The sequence below is a fragment of the Streptomyces malaysiense genome (assembly GCF_000980885.2).
Classification (GTDB): Bacteria; Actinomycetota; Actinomycetes; order Streptomycetales; family Streptomycetaceae; genus Streptomyces; species Streptomyces malaysiense.
In genome coordinates, this window is sequence record NZ_LBDA02000080.1 from 58,675 (window position 1) to 77,542 (window position 18,868).

Here is an 18,868-nt window from a genome sequence, read left to right on the forward strand (position 1 = left end):
GTGTTCACTGGCAGCATTGACGAGCGGTATTCCAAGGTGAGGCGTGGAGGCTCCGGGATGGCCGAGCACGAGCATGTGAGGGTGGCGGTGATCGGGTCCGGCTTCGGCGGACTGGGCGCCGCCGTGCGGCTGCGCCGCGAAGGGATCACCGACTTCGTCGTCCTGGAACGGGCCGAGGACGTCGGCGGCACCTGGCGGGACAACAGTTACCCCGGGTGCGCCTGTGACGTGCCCTCGCACCTGTACTCCTTCTCCTTCGCGCCCAACCCCGAGTGGCCGCGCACCTTCTCGGGACAGCGGCACATCCGCGCCTACCTGGAGCACGTCACCGACGTCTTCGGCCTGCGCCCGCAGATCCGCTTCGGCGCCGAGGTCAGGCTGCTCAGCTGGGACCGGGAGAACCTGCGCTGGCACATCGAGACCACGCGCGGGGCGCTGACCGCCGATGTCGTCGTCTCCGCCACCGGACCGCTGTCCGACCCCAAGGTGCCCGACATCCCGGGCCTGGAGTCCTTCCCCGGCAAGGTGTTCCACTCCGCCCGCTGGGACCACGACTACGACCTGCGCGGCAAGCGCGTGGCCGTGGTCGGCACCGGTGCCTCCGCCATCCAGATCGTGCCCGCCGTCCAGTCGCAGGTCGGCCGGCTCACCCTCTTCCAGCGCACCCCGCCCTGGGTGATGCCCCGGGTGGACCGCGCGATCAGCCCCGCCGAGCGCTGGCTGCACCGCTCGCTGCCGCTCACCACCCAGCTGCGCCGCGGCCTGCTGTGGGGCATCCGGGAACTCCAGGTGCAGGCGTTCACCAAGCACCCCGATGAACTCGGCCTGGTCGAGCGGCTCGCCAGGCGCAACATCGCCCGCGCGATCAAGGACCCGGACCTGCGCGCCAGGCTCACCCCCGACTACCGCATCGGCTGCAAGCGGATCCTGCTGTCCAACACCTACTACCCGGCGCTGGCCCGGCCCCATGTGGACGTCGTCGCGAGCGGGCTCAGCGAGGTGCGGGGTTCGACCCTGGTCGCCGCCGACGGCACCGAGGCCGAGGTCGACGCGATCGTCTTCGGTACGGGCTTCCACGTCACGGACATGCCGATCGCCGAGCGCGTGGTCGGCGCGGAGGGCATCACGCTCGCCGAGGCGTGGAAGGGCGGCATGCGGGCGCTGCGCGGCGCCACCGCCACCGGGTTCCCGAACTTCATGACGGTCGTCGGGCCCAACACCGGCCTCGGCAACTCCTCCATGATCCTCATGATCGAGTCCCAGCTGAACTACATGGCCGACTACCTGCGCCAGCTCGACGTCCTCGGCGGCCGTACCGCCCTCGACGCCCGGCCCGGCGCCGTCGCGGCCTGGAACCACAAGGTCCAGGAGCGGATGGAACGGACCGTGTGGAACACCGGCGGCTGCACCAGCTGGTACCTCGACGCCAGCGGGCGCAACACCACCGTGTGGCCCGGTACGACGACCGAGTTCCGGCGCGCCACCCGGCAGGTGGACCTCGGGGAGTACGAGGTGATCCGGGCACCCGGGCCTGGTGCGGCCCCCGAGGACGCGAAGAACTCGAAGTCCCGCGAGAGCAGCGGGACTTCGAAGGCCGCCGAGACGGACGAGGTCGCCGCGTGAGCCGCCCCCGCGCCACCCGCATGACCACCGGCGCCTACGCCCCGCCCGCCCCCGCCCGTGAACTCACCGTCCCCTCCACCGACGACGCGCGGCTCCACGTCGAGGTGCACGGGCCCGAGGACGCGCCCGCTGTCGTCCTCTCCCACGGCTGGACCTGCTCGACCGCCTTCTGGGCGGCGCAGATCCGGGAACTGGCCGGGGACCACCGGGTGATCGTGTACGACCAGCGGGGGCACGGGCGCAGCCCCGCGAGCCCCGTGTGCACCACCCGCGCGCTCGCGGACGACCTGGAGGCGGTGCTCGCCGCGACCCTCGTGGACGGCGAACAGGCCCTGCTCGTCGGGCACTCCATGGGCGGCATGACGGTCATGGCGGCGGCCGAGCGGCCCCGCTTCCGCGCCCACGCGGCGGCCGTCCTGCTGGCCAGCACCGGCAGTTCGCGGCTGGTGGCGGAGGCCCGGGTGCTGCCCCTGCGCGAGGGGCCGCTGCGCACCCGGCTCAGCGCGGGCATCCTCGGCTCGCGCGCCCCGCTCGGACCGGTCACGCCGCTCGCCAGGCGGATCCTCAAGTACGGCACGATGGGCGCCCGCTCGACACCGGAGATGGTGGAGGCGTGCGCGCGGATCGTGCACGGCTGCCCGACCGGGGCCCGGTACGCCTGGTCCCAGGTGCTCGCTTCGCTCGATCTCGACCACGGTGTCCGGCGGCTGGACATGCCCACCGCGGTCCTGCACGGCACGGCCGACCGCCTCCTGCCCCCGGTGCACGCCCACGCCCTGGTCGCCGAACTGCCGCGGTGCGCCGGCCTCACCGAACTGTCCGGCGCCGGCCATATGACCCCGGTCGAGGAGCCCGAGAGGGTCACGGGCCGTATCCGGGAACTCGTCAGCACGTATGTCACGGGGGCCGGGGAATCCGCTCCCCGGCCGGTCAAGGAGGGCGCATGAGCAGGGTCGATCTCGAGGGACAGGTCGCGGTCGTCACCGGAGCGGCGCGCGGCGTCGGCGAGTTGCTCGCCCGCAAGCTCTCCGCGCGCGGTGCGAAGGTGGCGCTGGTCGGCCTGGAGGAGGAGGCCCTCAAGGAGGTCTCCGGACGGCTGCACAGCGAGAGCGCACACTGGTACGCCGATGTCACCGACCACGAGACGATGGCCCGGGTGGCGCGCGAGGTGAAGGCGCGGTTCGGGAAGGTCGACATCGTGGTCGCCAACGCCGGTGTGGCGACGGGTGGTCCGTTCGCCGACTCCGACCCGGACGCCTGGCGGCGGGTGATCGAGGTCAACCTCATCGGCTCGGCGGTGACCGCCCGCGCGTTCCTGCCGGTGCTGGTCGAGAGCCGGGGCTACCTGCTCCAGATCGCCTCCCTCGCGGCGATCACCCCGGCGCCGATGATGACCGCGTACTGCGCCTCAAAGTCCGGTGTGGAGGCGTACGCGCACAGCCTGCGGGCCGAGGTCGGCCACCAGGGGGTCCGGGTCGGCGTCGGGTACCTGTCCTGGACCGACACCGACATGGTGCGCGGGGCCGATCAGGACGACGTCATGCGGGAGTTGCGGCAGCGGCTGCCGTGGCCGTCGAACAAGACGTATCCGCTGGGGCCCGCCGTGGACCGGATCGTCGCGGGCATCGAGCGGCGTTCGTCGCATGTGTACGCGCAGTGGTGGCTACGGGGCATGCAGAGCGTGCGCGGGTATCTCCCGGGGCTCATCGGGTCGGTGGGGCAGCGGGAGATGAGGCGGTTCGGGCCGCGGCTGAAGGGGATGCGGTCCGGGCTGGTCGGCGCGGGCGGCGCGGCGGACGAGGCGGCGCGGGTCACGGAACGTAACTGATCCACATGCGCAGCGTGGTGGGCCGTGTGAATCTGGTCGTGGCCCCGCTGAGGGGCCGACTTCCCCACTCTCACTCACCACAGGAGTGAACCCACATGGGTATGAAGGACCAGCAGCACCAGGACCAGGGCCAGTGGCAGCAGAAGGGCAAGGGCAAGATGGACCAGGCGCGTGAGCGCGCCGGCCAGCCCGGCCAGCCCCAGCGCGGCCAGCGCCCCCAGCAGGGCCAGCAGCCGAACCGCGGTCGTCAGGACATCGACGACACGGAGATGCAGGACCGGATGGACCACGACTACGACGCGTAGCCGCGGCGCTCGGCTTCGGCCGGGTGTGCGGGGCGCCCTCCGCTGCGGAGGGCGCCCCGCGCTCGTGTTCCGGGGTGGCCGGTTCGGGTGAGCGCGCCGCTCCTCAGGAAGTCGTCCTCGGCGGCAGCCGCGGGCGGGAGCGGTCCGGGACGTCCGAGTAGTCCGGGGGGACGGCGGCCGGGTCGGATTCGAGCAGTTTCAGGGCCAGCTGGATCGCGTCGTCCATCTGGGCGTGGCGGCCCTCGGCCCAGTCCAGGGGGGTGCGGAGGATCTCCAGGTCCGGGGAGACGCCGTGGTTCTCGACGGACCAGCCGTAGGCGTCGAACCAGGCGGCGTTCATCGGGACGGTGATGACGGTGCCGTCGCCGAGGCGGTGGCGGCCGGTCATGCCGACGACTCCGCCCCAGGTGCGCTGCCCCACCACCGGTCCCAGTGCGAGGAGTTTGAACGCGGCCGTGATCATGTCGCCGTCGGAGGAGGTCGCCTCGTCGGCCAGCGCCACCACCGGGCCCCGGGGCGCGTTCGAGGTGTACGACACCGGCTGGGCGTCGCGCGTCAGGTCCCAGCCGAGGATCGTGCGGGTCAGCTTCTCGATGACCAGCTCGCTGATGTGCCCGCCCGCGTTGCCGCGCACGTCCACGATCAGCGCGGGCCGGGACACCTCCATGCGCAGGTCGCGGTTGAACTGGGCCCAGCCCGAGCCGCCCATGTCGGGGATGTGCAGATAGCCGCACCGGCCGCCGCTCAGCTCCCGCACCACGTCGCGGCGTTTGGCCACCCAGTCCTGGTAGCGCAGCGGCCGGTCGTCGACCAGGGGGACGACGGCGACCCGGCGGGGCCGTCCGGTGCCCTCCGCGGGGGTGAACGTCAGCTCCACCGTCGTACCGCCCGATCCCGCCAGCAGCGGGAAGGGGCCCGTGACGGGGTCGACCGGGCGGCCGTCGACATGGGTGAGGACCGCGCCCTCGCGGATGCCCGTACCGGCCAGCGGAGAGCGGGCCTTGGAGTCCGAGGAGTCGCCGGGCAGGATGCGCCGTACCGTCCAGCCGGCGTCGCGGCGCACCAGGTTGGCGCCGAGCAGGCCCTGCCAGCGCTGGTAGTGCGGCGGGCCCTCGTTGCGGCGGGCGGCGGTGACGTAGGCGTGCGAGGTGCCGAGTTCGCCGAGGACCTCGCGCAGCAGATCCGCGAACTCGTCGGGGGAGGCGACCCGTTCGACGAGCGGGCGGTACTGGTCGAGCACCGCGTCCCAGTCGATGCCGCTCATTCCCGGGTCCCAGAAGTAGGCGCGGATGATCCGGCCCGCCTCGTCGTACGCCTGGCGCCACTCGGCGGGCGGGTCCACCCCGTGCAGGATGCGGCGCAGGTCGATCCAGACGGTGCTGTCGGCGTCGCCGGGTTCGGTGGAGGGCACCGCGCGCAGCTCGCCCTCGTCCACCACGACGAGCCGGCTGCCGTCGCCGCTCACCGCGAACCAGTCCAGGTGGCCGACGAGTTCGGACTTCTTCGCCTTGGTGATGTTGAAGTACTCCAGCGTGGGGCGGCCGCTGGTGTCGGCCGGGTTGGCGAAGGTCTCGCCGAGCGCGCCGGAGATGGGCCAGCGCAGCCAGACCAGTCCGCCGCCCGCGACGGGGTGCAGCGAGGAGTACTTGGAGGCGATCACCGGAAACGGGGTGACCCGGCTGGCCAGGCCCTCCACCTCGACCGTCACCGTGCCCGCCTCGGCGGTCTCCTCCTCCTCCAGCGGGTCGAGCCCGCCGGCCGCCGGGCGTCCCTCGGGGTTCAGGGCGAACGGCGAGGGGGTGGCCGAGGACAGCGGGACCAGGTAGGGGCGGCTGCCGAGCGGGAAGGACAGGTCGCCGGTGTGCACGTCGTACACCGGGTCGAAGCCGCGCCAGGACAGGAAGGCGAGGTAGCGGCCGTCGCGGGTGAAGACGGGGGTCTCGTCCTCGAAGCGGCCGTCGGTGACGTCCAGGATCAGCCGGTCCTTGATGCGGGCCAGCTTGATCTGGCGCAGGGAGCGGCCGATGCCGGGGTGGGACCAGGTGAGCCAGGTGCCGTCGGGGGAGAAGGCGAGGTCGCGCACCGGGCCGTTGGCGGAGCGGATCAGTTCGGTGACCGCGCCCTCCTCGGTCTCCGCCCCGACCCCGGTGCCGGGCGACTCGGGGACCCCGGCGCCGGGCTCCTCGGGCACGTCGATCAGCAGCAGCCGGCCGTCGTGCGAGGCGACGGCCAGGCGCTCGCCGTCCGGGTCGGAGATCATCTCCAGGACCCGGCCGAGGTACCCCTGGGCGAGCCGGTGGGGCGGGCGGTCGCCGGTGGCCCGGGGCAGCTGGGCGATCTCCACCGCGTCCTCGCCCTCGGCGTCGGACACATAGGCCACCTGCCCCGTGGAGCCCAGCATCTCCGGCAGCCGGACCCGGACCCCGGGGGTGTCCGCGATGGTGCGGGCGGGGCCGTCGCGGTGGGTGAGCCAGTACAGGCTGCCGCGCACCACGACCGCGCTGGCCCGGCCGGTCTCGTCCACGGAGATGCCGTCGACGTTCTGCGCGGCCGGCACCTGGTAGCGGCGCCGTCCCGCGGCGGGCCCGGCGAGGCGGATGTCGAGCTTGCCCGGGGTGCCCCGCGGGGAGAAGTCGTCGACGATCCACAGGTCGCCCGCGCACTGGTAGACCACCCGGGTGCCGTCGCTGGAGGCGTGCCGGGCGTAGAAGGCGTCGTGGTCGGTGTGGCGGCGCAGGTCGGTGCCGTCGTAGGCGCAGGAGTAGAGGTTGCCGACGCCCTCGTGGTCGGAGAGGAAGGCGATCCGCCCGGCGACGTACATGGGGCTGGACAGGTGGCCGCCGATGTCGGGCAGCAGGCGCTCGCCGTGCAGCCACAGGCGGCCCATGGCACCGCCCCGGTAGCGCTTCCAGGAGGCGGGTTCGTGCGGCGGGGTGCCGGTGAGCAGCAGTGTCTTGCGCTCGCCGTCGAGGTCGGCGACCTGGAGCTCGCTGACCGGGCCCCAGGGCAGCCGGCCGCCCGGGTCGCCGTCGAGGGCGACCTTGTAGGCCCAGGTGAAGTAGGAGAACGGCTGCCCGTGCGAGGCGACCGCCAGGATGTCGTCGTCCGGGGACCAGCCGCACACCTGGGTGTCGGTGCTGCCCCAGTACGTCAGCTGCCGCGCGGGTCCTCCGGTGACGTCCACGAGATGGATCTCGGGCGCCAGGCTGCGCCAGCTCGTGTACGCGATCCGGCCGCCGTCGGGGGAGAAGCGCGGGTGCCCGGTCTTGGTGCGGTCCGCCGTGAGCCGCCAGGCGCGGCCGGGGGCGTCGAGGGGGGCCAGCCACAGGTCGTCCTCGGACACGAAGCACAGCAGATCGCCGCTGAGGTGGGGGAAGCGCAGATAGCTCACCCTCCCCATGCTTTTCCGCGCGCTGGGGGCGGGCAACTTATGTGCCCTTCTTATCCGTTCCTCACGTTCGTGATGGAGCACACGTACGAAACTGTTTCGTTTCGAATGGGAGGGGGGTATCTTCATGGACGTACGAAGACGCACGTACGCGAGGAAGTACCGGAGCGGAAGGGTGGACGACATGACCGAGGCCGTCGCGGCTGCGCGTCGCAGTCGGATCACCCCCGAGCGCGAGGCCGAGCTGTACGAGGCCGTGCTGGAACTGCTCCGGGAGGTCGGTTACGACGCCCTGACCATGGACGCCGTCGCCGCCCGCACCCGGTCCAGCAAGGCCACGCTCTACCGCCAGTGGGGCGGCAAGGCCGAGCTGGTGGTCAAGGCGCTGCGGCACAACAAGCGCGGCCACCTCGGGGACATCGACACCGGTTCCCTCCGCGGCGACCTGCACGCCCTCGTGGCGATGGAGGACGACTGCACCATGGCGCAGAACTCCGCCCTGATGCGGGGGATCGCCATGGCGATGCACCACAACGAGGACCTGCGCGAGACGTTCCGGGCGCAGATCCTCGAAGCGGAGATCGTCAACGGCCGGCAGATGCTCCAGCGGGCCGTCGACCGGGGCGAGGTCCGCCCGGACTGCCCGGCGATCGACTTCATGGTGCACATGATGGTCGGCGGTTTCGCCACCAGGACCCTCCTGGAGGACCAGCCACCCACCCAGGACTTCCTCACCTCGTACATCGACGCCGTGGTCCTCCCCGCCCTCGGCGCCTGACCCTCCTCGCACACCTCCCCATCAAGCCCATCATCTGACGTCACCGCTCACGTCGTCGGGCTGATCACCCCTGCCCTGATGAACCCCACGACCTGACCGGGAGTACGCCTCCGTGGCCACATTCCTGTACCGAATCGGCCGGCTCGCCTTCCGGCGACGGCACTTCGTCGCCCTGATATGGGTCGCGCTGCTCACCCTCGCCGGGGTGGGCGCGGCCTCCGCGCCGGCCGCCGGCAACTCCTCCTTCTCGATCCCCGGCACCGAGGCCCAGAAGGCGTTCGACCTGCTGGAGCATCGCTTCCCCGGGATGAGCGCCGACGGCGCCACCGCGCGGGTCGTCTTCAAGGCGCCGGCCGGCGAGAAGATGACCGACAAGGCCAACAAGGCCGCCGTCGACAAGACCGTGCGCGAACTGGGCCACGGCTCCGAGGTCGCCTCGGTCGCCGACCCGTACACCGGGCACGCCGTCAGCCGGGACGGCTCCATCGCCTACGCCTCGGTGAAGTACAAGGTCTCCGGCATGGAGCTGAAGGACTCCTCACGCGACGCGCTGAAGGAGGCCGCGCAGGAGGCGCGGGACACCGGGCTGACGGTCGAGGTCGGTGGTGACGCGCTCACCGCCATGCCCGAGGAGGGTGCCGGTGAACTGATCGGCATCGGCATCGCCGCCGTCGTCCTCGTCATCACCTTCGGTTCCCTGCTCGCGGCCGGGCTGCCGCTGCTGACCGCGCTCATCGGTGTGGGCATCGGCGTCTCCTCGATCACCGCGCTCGCCTCCGTGCTCGACCTGGGCTCCACCACCTCCACGCTGGCGATGATGATCGGCCTCGCGGTCGGCATCGACTACGCCCTGTTCATCGTCTCCCGCTACCGCGCCGAACTCGCCGAGGGACGCGAGCGCGAGGAGGCGGCGGGCCGCGCCGTCGGCACGGCGGGCTCCGCGGTGGTCTTCGCCGGCCTGACCGTCGTCATCGCGCTGGTCGGCCTCTCCGTCGTCAACATCCCGATGCTGACCAAGATGGGCATCGCCGCGGCGGGTACGGTCGCCATCGCCGTACTGATCGCGCTCACGATGATCCCCGCGCTGCTCGGCTACGCCGGCCGCAGGGTCAAGCCGGCCGGCGAGAAGAGCAAGCTGCTCGGCGGCGGCCGTCCGGCGAAGAAGCCGGGCCGCCCCAACATGGGCACCCGCTGGGCGAGTTTCGTCGTACGGCGTCCCCTCCCGGTCCTCCTGCTCGGCGTGATCGGCCTCGGCGCGGCGGCCGTCCCGGTCTCCTCCCTGGAGCTCGGCCTGCCCGACGACGGCTCCCAGCCCACCTCCACCACCCAGCGCCGCGCCTACGACCTGCTGTCCGAGGGCTTCGGGGCCGGCTTCAACGGCCCGCTGATGGTCGTCGTCGACGCCAAGGACAGCGCGCACCCCAAGACGGCCTTCAGCGAGGTCGGCGACGAGATCAAGGGTCTGAAGGACGTCGTCGCGGTCACTCCGGCCACGACCGACAAGGCGGGCGACACGGCGATCATCACGGTCGTTCCGAAGTCCAAGCCGTCCTCCAGGTCCACCGAGGACCTGGTGCACACCATCCGCGGCAAGGGCGCGGACATCACCGCGAAGACGGACGCGAAGCTCCTGGTGACCGGCTCGACGGCGATGAACATCGACGTCTCCCAGCGCCTGAACGACGCGCTCCTGCCCTACCTCGCCCTGGTCGTGGGCCTGGCCTTCCTCCTCCTGATCGTGGTCTTCCGCTCGGTCCTCGTTCCGCTGAAGGCGGCCCTCGGCTTCCTGCTCAGCGTGCTCGCGGCGCTCGGCGCGGTCGTCGCGGTCTTCCAGTGGGGCTGGCTGTCCGGCCTGATGGACGTCCAGCAGACCGGCCCGGTCATGTCGATGATGCCGATCTTCATGGTGGGCGTGGTCTTCGGCCTCGCGATGGACTACGAGGTCTTCCTGGTGACCCGGATGCGCGAGGCGTACGTCCACGGCGAGAAGCCGACCCAGGCCGTGGTGACCGGCTTCCGGCACGGCGCCCGCGTCGTCACCGCCGCCGCCGTCATCATGATCGCCGTCTTCTCCGGCTTCATCGGCTCCAGCGAGTCCATGGTCAAGATGATCGGCTTCGGCCTCGCCGTCGCCGTCTTCTTCGACGCCTTCGTCGTCCGCATGGCGATCGTCCCGGCCGTCCTGGCCCTGCTGGGCAAGCACGCCTGGTGGCTCCCGAAGTGGCTGGACCGGATCCTGCCCAACGTGGACGTCGAGGGCGAGGGCCTGCGCACGGAGTCCGCCGCGCACGGCACGGAGGACGAGCGGGAGCTGGTACGCGCCTGACGTACGGCTCCTGCAGTTGAACGGCCGGTGAGGGTGCCCGTGGGGACGGGGCTGCACCCTCACCGGCTTCTTTCTTGTCCGGGGTCCGTCCCGTGCTGTCCTGGCTGTCCCGCACGTTGTACGGGTATGGCGACGACGGGAGGTGGCACGTGGACGACGGCGTGGACGAGGCCGGTTGGGACGTCGAACCCGGTGACGAGATCGAACCGGTGGTGCAGGCGGTGGGGCGACTGCTGAAGGTGTGCCGGGAGGCGGCGGGGCTGCGCCCCGGCGAACTGGCGGAAGTGCTCGGGTACGGCGAGGACCTGATCCGGAAGATCGAGGGGGGCCAGCGCATTCCACGCCCGGAGTTCCTGGACAAGGCCGACCATGTGCTGCACGCGAACGGCCATCTCCGGGCCTTCATGGAGGACATGGGACGGGCCCGGTACCCGAAGAAGGTGCGCCGGCTGAAGGAGCTGGAGGACCGGGCAGTGGAGATGCTGTTGTACAGCAACCACAACATCCATGGGTTGTTGCAGACGGCCGAGTACATGACGGCGCTCTACGAGGTACGGCAGCCTCCCCTCCCGCGGGACGTCATCGAACGGGAGGTCGCCGGGCGCACGGGACGGCAGTCCGTCTTCGGCCGGGAACCGGTTCCCTCGCTCAGCTTCATCCAGGAACAGGTCACGCTGGAGCGCCCGATCGGTGGGAAAATGGTGCTCCGTCACCAGCTTGAACACCTGTTGGAGATCAGCCGGTTGCGCAACGTATCGATCCAGGTCATGCCTACCGAACGGGAGGATCACGCCGGGATGCACGGCCCGCTGGAGGTGCTGAAATTCGCCGACGGCACCGCGATCGGCCGTTCGGACGGAGCCTTCAACGGACGCCCGGTCGAGAGTCCCCGCGACCTTCGGATCCTTGAGCTGCGCTATGGGATGATCCGGACGCAGGCGCTCCCGCCGAGGGAGTCGCGGGCCTTCATCGAGCAAGCGCTGGGGAGACTATGAGCACGCCGGAACTCCACTGGTTCAAGAGCAGCTACAGCAGCAGCAACGAGCCCGGCGACTGCGTCGAGGTGGCCACGACCCCGGCCACGGTCCACGTCCGCGACTCCAAGACCCCCCGCACCGCACACCTGACCGTCGCCCCCTCCGCCTGGGCAGATTTCCTCGCTCTGGTCGGAGAGCCTCGTTAACGTGCCCGCATGACAACAGCAGCCACCCACCCCCGTTTCGCGGAAGCACTCAAGGACCTGGGCCTGGAGGACGTGCTCGGGCGGGCGCGGACGTTTCCCGAGGGGACCAGGACCGCCGCGGAGACGGCCACCGCGATCGGGTGTGAACTCAGCCAGATCTGCAAGTCGTTGATCTTCGCCGCCGACGGGGTGCCGGTGCTCGTGCTCATGGACGGGGCCTCCCGGGTGGACGTGGAGCGGGTCCGGGAGGAGCTGGGGGTCCAGAAGGTGGGGCGGGCCGACGCGCAGGTGGTGCGCGAGGTCACCGGGTACGCCATCGGGGGCCTGCCGCCTTTCGGGCACCGCACCCGGACCCGCGTGCTCGCCGACCGGTCGCTGCTCGCGCACGACGTGGTGGTGGGCCGCCGCCGGGACGCCGTACGCCGTCTTCCCGATCGAACCGAAGGAACTCGTCGCTCACGCACAGGCCACGCTCGTGGACGTGCGTGAGCGGACTTCGTGACGCCGCTGGTCACCGCCGCCGTGCTGTTGGGTGCCGATCGGGCTGCTGACTGCCCCCTTCGCGTCGGCCCGGCGGCGGGCGCTTGGCCGCACCTGATCCATCGGCGCCGTGTTCCGGAACGCTTCGGTGCGGCCCGGCTCGCGGCGGCCGGGCCGCTGGTCGTCGTGATCGGGCTGATGCTGCACGTCGAGTAGGCCCACCGTCAGCGCCCCGTGCTGCTCAAGCCTTGTTGATGCGCCAGGCGATCATGCCCGCCGCGCCGGGCTCCCCCTGGACATCGACCTTGAGCGTGCCTTCGGCCGTCAAACGCTCGAAGACCACGGACCCGTCGCAGGGAACCGCCTTCTTCCCGCCCGCGCCGGACGGCGCCACGACGATCTCCGCAGCCCCCTTCCCAGCGCACACCACGGTCAGCTTGTAGTCCGTGCCCTGAGCCAGGTCGGGTCGTGTGTGCACGCCGTCCGAGACGCGCTCGACGCCCGACTCGACCATGGAACTGCCATCGTCACTCGCCGCGTCGAGCGCGGACTGCGCCTGTGCCGTGAGCTTCTTATCGGCCTGCGCCCCGCCACTCCGGTGTGCAGCCGGGGATGAAGGGCCCTGGCTGGGCGCGGGGTCGTTGTGCGATGTGCAGGCTGTGAGAAGGAGCACCGGCGCCAGGGCACACCCGAGGAGCCACACGGGTCGGGGCCTCATGACGCGGTCTCCCAGTACTTCCAGCCGGTCTCCGATGTGGGCAGTGTTGCTGTACCGCTGTCGATCAAAGTCGCACCGTGGCATCCGTCCCCCTTGCGCCGGTACTTCGCCCACGACACCTTGTAGCCCCAAGACCCGTACTGTAGATGACCGTACTTTTTCTTGGAGATGTTGTGCGCGTAGGTATGACCAGTGGTGATACTGACGCTGCCACCGATCTTGGCGCTGACAGAAGCCTTGGCCGCCACGACGACCGAACTCGCCGATACTTCCGTACTACCCGAAATTTCCGCCGAGATGGTCCCGGACTTGGTTACGCTGGCGGTCATGGATCCGCCGGGTCCGTCTTTGTATTTGGTCCCATTCCACCATGATGCGATGTGGTAATTCTTCTTCGACGTAATATCGATCCATGTCTGCGGGCCGGCACAGTATTTCGGCTGTACTACAGCTGTAGCTTCATCGTCGTCCCAGCCAGTGCGGTCATTGATCTCCGTGATGGCGTCCGCGGAGATGGAGTCTGTAGCCGCTGCCTGCTCGGTGTCGCCGGCGCCCGGAATCGGCGATTCCTGGTCCGCGGTTGCTGTCCCGACTGCTGCGAAGCAAAGCAACAAGTCCGTGCTGGACGCGATGACGGTTCGCCGTATACCTATGCCCATGGTTCCCCCCTGCTGTACGACCGCTGGTCCGGCGGTTCGATGCTAGGACGCTATGCGATTAGTGGCGGCTGCTCAAAGTAATCGCCCACTATCTGAGCATGTTTTTAGGTACCGCACGACTGAAGAGTCTGGCGCACTTGTATTGAGCCTTTGTGGCTGAATTTCTGCTTGCCGTCATCTGTCGTCGGCCGGACTGCTGGTCGTCGGTACCGGGCCGATGCCGCACGCCGGGGCGGTCGAGCCGGTTCCCGCGGCGCCTCCCGTGGTACGGGAAGCTGGAGACGACACACTATGACTTCAGGGAGCGCCAATGAGCGACAAGCCGACCGTCAGCGTCCTGGGCACCGGCATCATGGGCGCCGCCATGGCCCGCAATCTGTGCCGTGCGGGGCTTGAGGTGCGTGCCTGGAACCGCACGCGCGACAAGGCCGAGCCACTCGCCGCCGAGGGCGCCCGGATCACCGGTACCCCCGCCGAGGCCGTGGAGGGCGCCGATGTCGTCCTGACGATGCTCTACGACGGCAACACCGTGCTGGAGGTCATGCGGGAGGCCGCGCCGGCGCTGCGCCGGGGGGCTGCCTGGGTGCAGTCCACCACCGCCGGGTCCGAACTGATCACCGACCTGGCCGCGTTCGCCCGTGAGCACGGACTGCTCTTCTACGACGCCCCCGTGCTCGGCACCAAGGAGCCCGCCGAGGCCGGTCGGCTCACCGTGCTGGCGGCCGGGCCGGCGCAGGGGCGGGCGGCGGTCACGCCGGTGTTCGACGCGGTGGGCGCCAAGACCCTGTGGACCGGCGAGGACGGCGCCGCGGGCAGCGCCAGCCGGCTGAAGCTGGTGGCCAACAGCTGGGTGCTCGCCGTCACCGCGGCCACCGGCGAGACGCTGGCCCTCGCCAAGGGCCTCGGCGTCGACCCGCGGGACTTCTTCGAGCTGATCGGCGGCGGCCCGCTCGACATGGGCTATCTGCGGGCCAAGTCCGGAGTTCTCCTGGAGGACAGGCTGACCCCGGCGTCGTTCGCGGTGACCACCGCCGAGAAGGACGCCCGGCTGATCGTGGCCGCGGGCCGGCGGAGCGGCGTACGCCTCGACGTGGCCGAGGCCACCGCCGAACGGCTGGCCCGCGCGGCCGCCCAGGGGCACGGCCAGGAGGACATGGCCGCCGCGTACTTCGCGAGCTTCGACGGCAAGGACTGAGCCGGGCCGAGGTGACGTTCCCCGCGGCCGGGAGCACCCTGGAAACAGCCGGAATGTGCGTTTCCCGGAGGTGGCCGACATGACGCAGACCATGCAACAGACGCGGACCAGGATGCACACCGCTGTCGGGTGGCATGTCGAGCTGGAATTCGAGGAGGATGGTCAGCACACGCGCGCGGTGGCCCTGGTGCGCTTGCCCGACGGCAGCGAGATCCGGGGGCACGGACACGCCAGCCGCCACCACATCGACAACGACCAGCCGAGGGTCGGCGAGGAGATCGCCGGGGCCCGTGCGCTCAACCAGATCGCCCTGGAGCTGCTGGACAAGGCGCACGCGGAGATCGACGCGGAGTCGGGGCGGACGTCGCATCCGATCCACGTCTGAGCCCCGAATGACGGGTGACGGGAGCGCGCCGCTACGAGGCGGCGCGCGTCCTCGGCTGACTCACGCCCCCAGCGCCACCTTCAGCGCCCTTACCAGCGCCTGCGCCCTCGGATCCGCCGTCACGCTCTTGCGGAAGCCGTTGGTGACATAGCCGAACGCGATGCCCGACTCCGGGTCGGCGAAGGCGAGGGAGCCGCCGCGGCCCGGGTGGCCGAAGGAGCCGGGGGCGAGGAGCGGGGACGCGCTGCCGTGCAGCATGCAGCCGAGGCCGAAGCGGGTGTTGACCACGAGCACCCGGTCGGGCCCCGCCGACCGCTCGGCGCGGGCCAGCTCCACCGTCCCGGGTGTGAACAGCCGGACACCGCCGTCCACTTCGCCGATCAGCGACGCGTAGACCCGGGCCAGTCCGTCCGCCGTCGCGATGCCGTTGGAGGCGGGCAGGGCGGCGGCGCGGTAGCCGGGGTCGTTCTCGTCCGGGAGCGGGGTGATCGCGGCGAAGGCGCGCCGGGTGAGCGAGTCCGGGTCGGCGTAGGCCGCGGACACCGCGCGCTTGGGACGCAGCTTCAGCGCGCCCGCCGCCCGCGGTGCCTCGATGTCCCCGACCCGGCCGACGCGCCCCTGCTCGGCCGCCGGCAGACCGAGCCACAGGTCCGCGCCGACCGGCCCGGCGATCTCGTCGGCCAGCCACGCGCCGACCGGGCGCCCGGTGACGCGCCGGATCAGCTCCCCGGTCAGCCAGCTGTACGTCTGCGCGTGGTAGCCGTGGTCCGTGCCCGGCTCCCACACCGGGGCCTGCGCGGCGACGGCCGCCGCGCCGAGGTCCGGGTCGGCGGCCTCGGCCGGGGTCAGCGGGCGGTCCAGGACGGGCACACCCGCGCGGTGCGCGAGCAGATGGCGTACGAGGGTGCGCTCCTTGCCCGCCGCCTTGTACTCGGGCCAGTACGTGCCGACCGGCGCGTCCAGGTCCAGCTCACCGCGCTGGTGCAGCAGCAGGAGCCCGGCGGCGACGACGCCCTTGGTGGCCGAGCGCACGATCTGGGCGGTGCCGGGCTCCCAGGGAGCCGTACCGTCCACGTCCTTGGTGCCCGCCCACAGGTCGACCACTCGCCGTCCGTCGCGGTACACGGCGACCGCCGCGCCGCGCTCCCCGAGCAGGGCGAAGTTCGCTGCGAACGCCTCCCTGACCGGCTCGAAGCCCTCGGCCACCGTGCCGTTCACGAGCACGTCCCCGCTCTCCATGTCTCGCGTTCCCTTCCACCCACCTGCGACAGTGGGTGCAACAGCGGGCGTGGGCCTGCGATTCCTCGGCGGGATCAGCCGTCCTTTTTCGTTAGCTTTGTCACCCTGGGGTCAAAACCGAACGGCAGCTCCAGGCGGTGCGCCCGCATCAGCTCCTCGTCGGACAGCAGGTCCGCCGTCGGGCCGTCGGCCGCGATCACGCCGTCGCTGAGGATCAGCGAGCGCGGGCACAGCTCCAGGGCGTACGGCAGGTCGTGCGTGACCATCAGGACCGTCACGTCCAGCGAGCGCAGGATGTCGGCCAGCTCGCGCCGGGAGGCGGGGTCGAGGTTGGAGGACGGCTCGTCCAGGACCAGGATCTCCGGCTCCATCGCGAGCACGGTCGCCACCGCGACGCGCCGCCGCTGTCCGAAGGAGAGGTGGTGCGGCGGCCGGTCGGCGAAGTCGCCCATGCCGACCCGGTCCAGGGCGTGCCGTACGCGTTCTTCCAGGGCGGCGCCCTTGAGGCCGGCCGCCGCCGGGCCGAACGCCACGTCCTCGCGCACCGTCGGCATGAACAGCTGGTCGTCCGGGTCCTGGAAGACGATGCCGACCTTCTGCCGGACGGTCGCCATGTGCCGCTTGTCCACGGGCAGTCCGGCCACGGTGACCGCCCCGGCGCCGCCGCCGAGGATGCCGTTGAGGTGCAGCACCAGCGTGGTCTTGCCGGCGCCGTTGGGGCCGAGCAGCGCGACCCGTTCGCCGCGCCCGATGGTGAAGTCGACGCCGAACAGGGCCTGATGGCCGTCGGGGTAGGCGAAGGCGAGGCCGGAGACCTCCAGCGAGGCAGCGGTCGTACTCACAGGGTCCATCCCCAATTCACAGGGTCCATCCCGACAGGCAGACGACGAGGGCGGAGCAGGGCAGCGCGAGGGCGAGGCGCCACTGGGCGGGGGACGCGGTCGCCTCCTCGATGACGGGCATCGAACCGGCGTACCCCCGGCTCACCATGGCCAGGTGCACGCGCTCCCCGCGCTCGTAGGAGCGGATGAACAGCGCGCCGGCGGACTTGGCGAGCACCCCCCAGTGCCGTACGCCCCGTGCCTCGAAGCCGCGGGAGGCGCGGGCGATCCGCATCCGGCGCATCTCGTCGGTGATGACGTCGCCGTAGCGGAGCATGAAGGAGGCGATCTGCACCAGCAGCGGCGGCAGCTTCAACCGCTCAAGGCCCAGCAGGAGCTGGCGCAGTTCCGTGGTGGCCGCGAGGAGCACGGAGGCGGCGACGCCGAGGGTGCCCTTGGCGAGCACGTTCCAGGCGCCCCACAGTCCCTCGACGCTCAGCGAGAGGCCGAGGACGTGCACCCGCGCCCCCTCCGCGACGAACGGCAGCAGCACCGCGAACGCCACGAAGGGCACCTCGATCAGCAGCCGCCGCAGCAGGAACCCGGCGGGCACCCGGGCGCGTTCCGCCACGGCCGCGAGCAGCACGGCGTACGCCCCGAACGCCCACATCGCCTCGCGCGGGGTCGAGACCACGACCAGCACGAAGAGGAACGCGGCCGCGAGCTTGGTGTGCGGCGGGAGGGTGTGCACGGGCGATTCCCCGTGCCGGTAGAGGCGATGCGCGTGCCCCGCACCCATGTCAGAGACCGTGGCTGACGGGCGAGACGTCCGTGTCGCGGCGCCTGCGCACCGCCCAGAACACCGCGCTGCCCGCGACCACCGTGACCCCGACCCCGATCACGCCCGCGAGCCCCCCGGACAGGCGCGCGTCGGAGACGTCCCTGACGCCGTAGTCGGCGAGCGGGGAACCGGCCGAGGCGTGCTTCTCCGCCTTGGTGTCGATCCCCTTGTCGTGCGCGACCTTCTCCAGGCCGTCGGGGTTCGCGGAGGCGTAGAAGCTGACGAAGCCGGCGAGGACGAGGGAGGCGACGAGGCCGGTCGCCCACACCTTGCGCCGCGAGGCGGGCGCCGCCGCGGGCAGGACGGGCGGGACCGGCGCGTCGATCAGCCGGCCGTCCACCCGCAGCCGGAGCCGCCGCCGCAGCCCGCGGGCGCCGTGCACCAGGTCCGGGCGTACGGCGATCACGGCGCCGACCGTCAGCGCGGTGATGACCGCCTCGCCGAGGCCGATCAGCACATGGACGCCGATCATCGCGGAGGCGACCTTGCCGATCGAGACGTCGGTGGTGCCGCCGATCGCGTAGATCAGGGTGAAGGCGCAGGCGGCGGCCGGCACGGACACGAGCGCGGCGACGAAGGAGGCGGCGGTCACCGAGCGGCGCCCGGTGGGCAGCACGGCGAGCAGGGCGCGGAAGACGGCGTACGACACCACGGTGGTGACCAGCGCCATGTCCGTGATGTTCACCCCGAGCGCGGTCAGCCCGCCGTCCGCGAACAGTACGCCCTGCATCAGCAGCACCACGGACACGCAGAGCACGCCGGTGCAGGGGCCGACGAGTATCGCGGCCAGCGCCCCGCCCAGCAGATGGCCGCTGGTACCGGCCGCGACGGGGAAGTTCAGCATCTGCACGGCGAAGATGAACGCGGCCACGAGGCCGGCCAGCGGGGCGGTTCTCTCTCCTCCGAGTTCCCGGCGGGCGCCGCGCAGGCTCACCGCGAGGGCGCCGGCGGCGACCGCTCCGGTGACCGCTGAGGTGGGGGCGTCGATGAATCCGTCAGGTACATGCATCGTTCGATTTTAGACGTCCGTTGCAAACCCTTTGCAAGTACCAGGTGATCGCCTCTCGGTGCCGGGTACTCGCCCTCCGCCTCCGGGGGC

The 18,868-nt window shown here is 71.4% G+C and carries 18 protein-coding genes and 1 pseudogene; 12 read left to right on the forward strand and 7 right to left on the reverse strand.

The window, feature by feature from the left end:
• Window positions 1-57: 57 nt before the first annotated feature.
• The 4 genes from VT52_RS29015 (at window position 58) to VT52_RS29030 (ending at window position 3,756) form a co-directional block, all read left to right on the forward strand.
• The gene (locus VT52_RS29015; RefSeq protein WP_046420981.1) at window positions 58-1,623 is read left to right on the forward strand and encodes a flavin-containing monooxygenase; all 1,566 of its coding nucleotides are present in this window, start codon (window positions 58-60) and stop codon (window positions 1,621-1,623) included.
• 20 nt (window positions 1,624-1,643) lie between these two features.
• On the forward strand, window positions 1,644-2,570 hold the full coding sequence (locus VT52_RS29020; protein WP_046421017.1) for an alpha/beta fold hydrolase: 927 nt from the start codon (window positions 1,644-1,646) through the stop codon (window positions 2,568-2,570).
• Entirely contained in the window at window positions 2,567-3,451 is an 885-nt protein-coding gene (locus VT52_RS29025; RefSeq protein WP_046420983.1) for an SDR family oxidoreductase, read from the forward strand. Before VT52_RS29020 ends, VT52_RS29025 begins: the two co-directional genes overlap by 4 nt.
• 95 nt (window positions 3,452-3,546) lie before the next feature.
• Window positions 3,547-3,756, forward strand: coding sequence for a hypothetical protein (locus tag VT52_RS29030; RefSeq protein ID WP_046420986.1), 210 nt, complete (start codon window positions 3,547-3,549; stop codon window positions 3,754-3,756).
• A 103-nt stretch (window positions 3,757-3,859) separates the two neighbouring features.
• Here VT52_RS29030 and VT52_RS29035 read toward each other — a convergent pair whose 3' ends face one another.
• The gene (locus VT52_RS29035) at window positions 3,860-7,147 is read right to left on the reverse strand and encodes a S41 family peptidase (RefSeq protein WP_046420987.1); all 3,288 of its coding nucleotides are present in this window, start codon (window positions 7,145-7,147) and stop codon (window positions 3,860-3,862) included.
• A gap of 181 nt (window positions 7,148-7,328) precedes the next feature.
• Here VT52_RS29035 and VT52_RS29040 point away from each other — a divergent pair, with 181 nt between their 5' ends.
• From VT52_RS29040 to VT52_RS29065, 6 genes and pseudogenes are all read left to right on the forward strand, one after another.
• Window positions 7,329-7,922 (forward strand): TetR/AcrR family transcriptional regulator, encoded by a 594-nt coding sequence (locus VT52_RS29040; RefSeq protein WP_046421018.1) that lies wholly within the window; start codon window positions 7,329-7,331, stop codon window positions 7,920-7,922.
• Window positions 7,923-8,034: 112 nt separating this feature from the next.
• Window positions 8,035-10,248 carry an MMPL family transporter gene (locus VT52_RS29045; RefSeq protein ID WP_046420988.1) on the forward strand — a complete coding sequence of 738 codons (2,214 nt, stop codon included), beginning with the start codon at window positions 8,035-8,037 and terminating at the stop codon, window positions 10,246-10,248.
• A gap of 149 nt (window positions 10,249-10,397) precedes the next feature.
• The gene (locus VT52_RS29050) at window positions 10,398-11,243 is read left to right on the forward strand and encodes a helix-turn-helix domain-containing protein (protein WP_167377754.1); all 846 of its coding nucleotides are present in this window, start codon (window positions 10,398-10,400) and stop codon (window positions 11,241-11,243) included.
• A complete protein-coding gene (locus tag VT52_RS29055) occupies window positions 11,240-11,431 on the forward strand; it encodes a DUF397 domain-containing protein (protein WP_046420990.1) in 192 nt (63 codons plus the stop codon). Before VT52_RS29050 ends, VT52_RS29055 begins: the two co-directional genes overlap by 4 nt.
• A gap of 9 nt (window positions 11,432-11,440) precedes the next feature.
• Window positions 11,441-11,933: pseudogene (locus VT52_RS29060) on the forward strand (YbaK/EbsC family protein).
• A complete protein-coding gene (locus VT52_RS29065; protein WP_046420991.1) occupies window positions 11,930-12,127 on the forward strand; it encodes a hypothetical protein in 198 nt (65 codons plus the stop codon). Before VT52_RS29060 ends, VT52_RS29065 begins: the two are co-directional and overlap by 4 nt.
• 25 nt (window positions 12,128-12,152) lie before the next feature.
• Here VT52_RS29065 and VT52_RS39090 read toward each other — a convergent pair whose 3' ends face one another.
• Window positions 12,153-12,584 carry a hypothetical protein gene (locus VT52_RS39090; RefSeq protein WP_240509918.1) on the reverse strand — a complete coding sequence of 144 codons (432 nt, stop codon included), beginning with the start codon at window positions 12,582-12,584 and terminating at the stop codon, window positions 12,153-12,155.
• A gap of 41 nt (window positions 12,585-12,625) precedes the next feature.
• A complete protein-coding gene (locus tag VT52_RS39095; RefSeq protein WP_240509919.1) occupies window positions 12,626-13,288 on the reverse strand; it encodes a hypothetical protein in 663 nt (220 codons plus the stop codon).
• 310 nt (window positions 13,289-13,598) lie between these two features.
• Between VT52_RS39095 and VT52_RS29080 the strand changes: the two genes are divergently transcribed.
• Both VT52_RS29080 and VT52_RS29085 read left to right on the forward strand, forming a co-directional pair.
• Window positions 13,599-14,483: an NAD(P)-dependent oxidoreductase gene (locus tag VT52_RS29080; RefSeq protein WP_046420994.1), complete on the forward strand. Its 885-nt coding sequence runs from the start codon at window positions 13,599-13,601 to the stop codon at window positions 14,481-14,483.
• A gap of 79 nt (window positions 14,484-14,562) precedes the next feature.
• Complete coding sequence (locus VT52_RS29085) at window positions 14,563-14,868, forward strand: DUF1876 domain-containing protein (protein WP_240509920.1); 306 nt, start codon at window positions 14,563-14,565, stop codon at window positions 14,866-14,868.
• A 60-nt stretch (window positions 14,869-14,928) separates the two neighbouring features.
• On the opposite strand, the gene VT52_RS29090 is transcribed toward VT52_RS29085, so the two are convergent.
• The 4 genes from VT52_RS29090 to VT52_RS29105 form a co-directional block, all read right to left on the reverse strand.
• Window positions 14,929-16,107, reverse strand: coding sequence for a serine hydrolase domain-containing protein (locus tag VT52_RS29090; protein ID WP_107481477.1), 1,179 nt, complete (start codon window positions 16,105-16,107; stop codon window positions 14,929-14,931).
• Between the two features lie 74 nt (window positions 16,108-16,181).
• A complete protein-coding gene (locus VT52_RS29095; RefSeq protein ID WP_046420995.1) occupies window positions 16,182-16,958 on the reverse strand; it encodes an energy-coupling factor ABC transporter ATP-binding protein in 777 nt (258 codons plus the stop codon).
• A 7-nt stretch (window positions 16,959-16,965) separates the two neighbouring features.
• Window positions 16,966-17,727: a cobalt ECF transporter T component CbiQ gene (gene cbiQ, locus VT52_RS29100; protein WP_046420996.1), complete on the reverse strand. Its 762-nt coding sequence runs from the start codon at window positions 17,725-17,727 to the stop codon at window positions 16,966-16,968.
• A 1-nt stretch (window position 17,728) separates the two neighbouring features.
• Entirely contained in the window at window positions 17,729-18,778 is a 1,050-nt protein-coding gene (locus tag VT52_RS29105) for an energy-coupling factor ABC transporter permease (protein WP_046420998.1), read from the reverse strand.
• Between the last annotated feature and the right edge of the window lie 90 nt (window positions 18,779-18,868).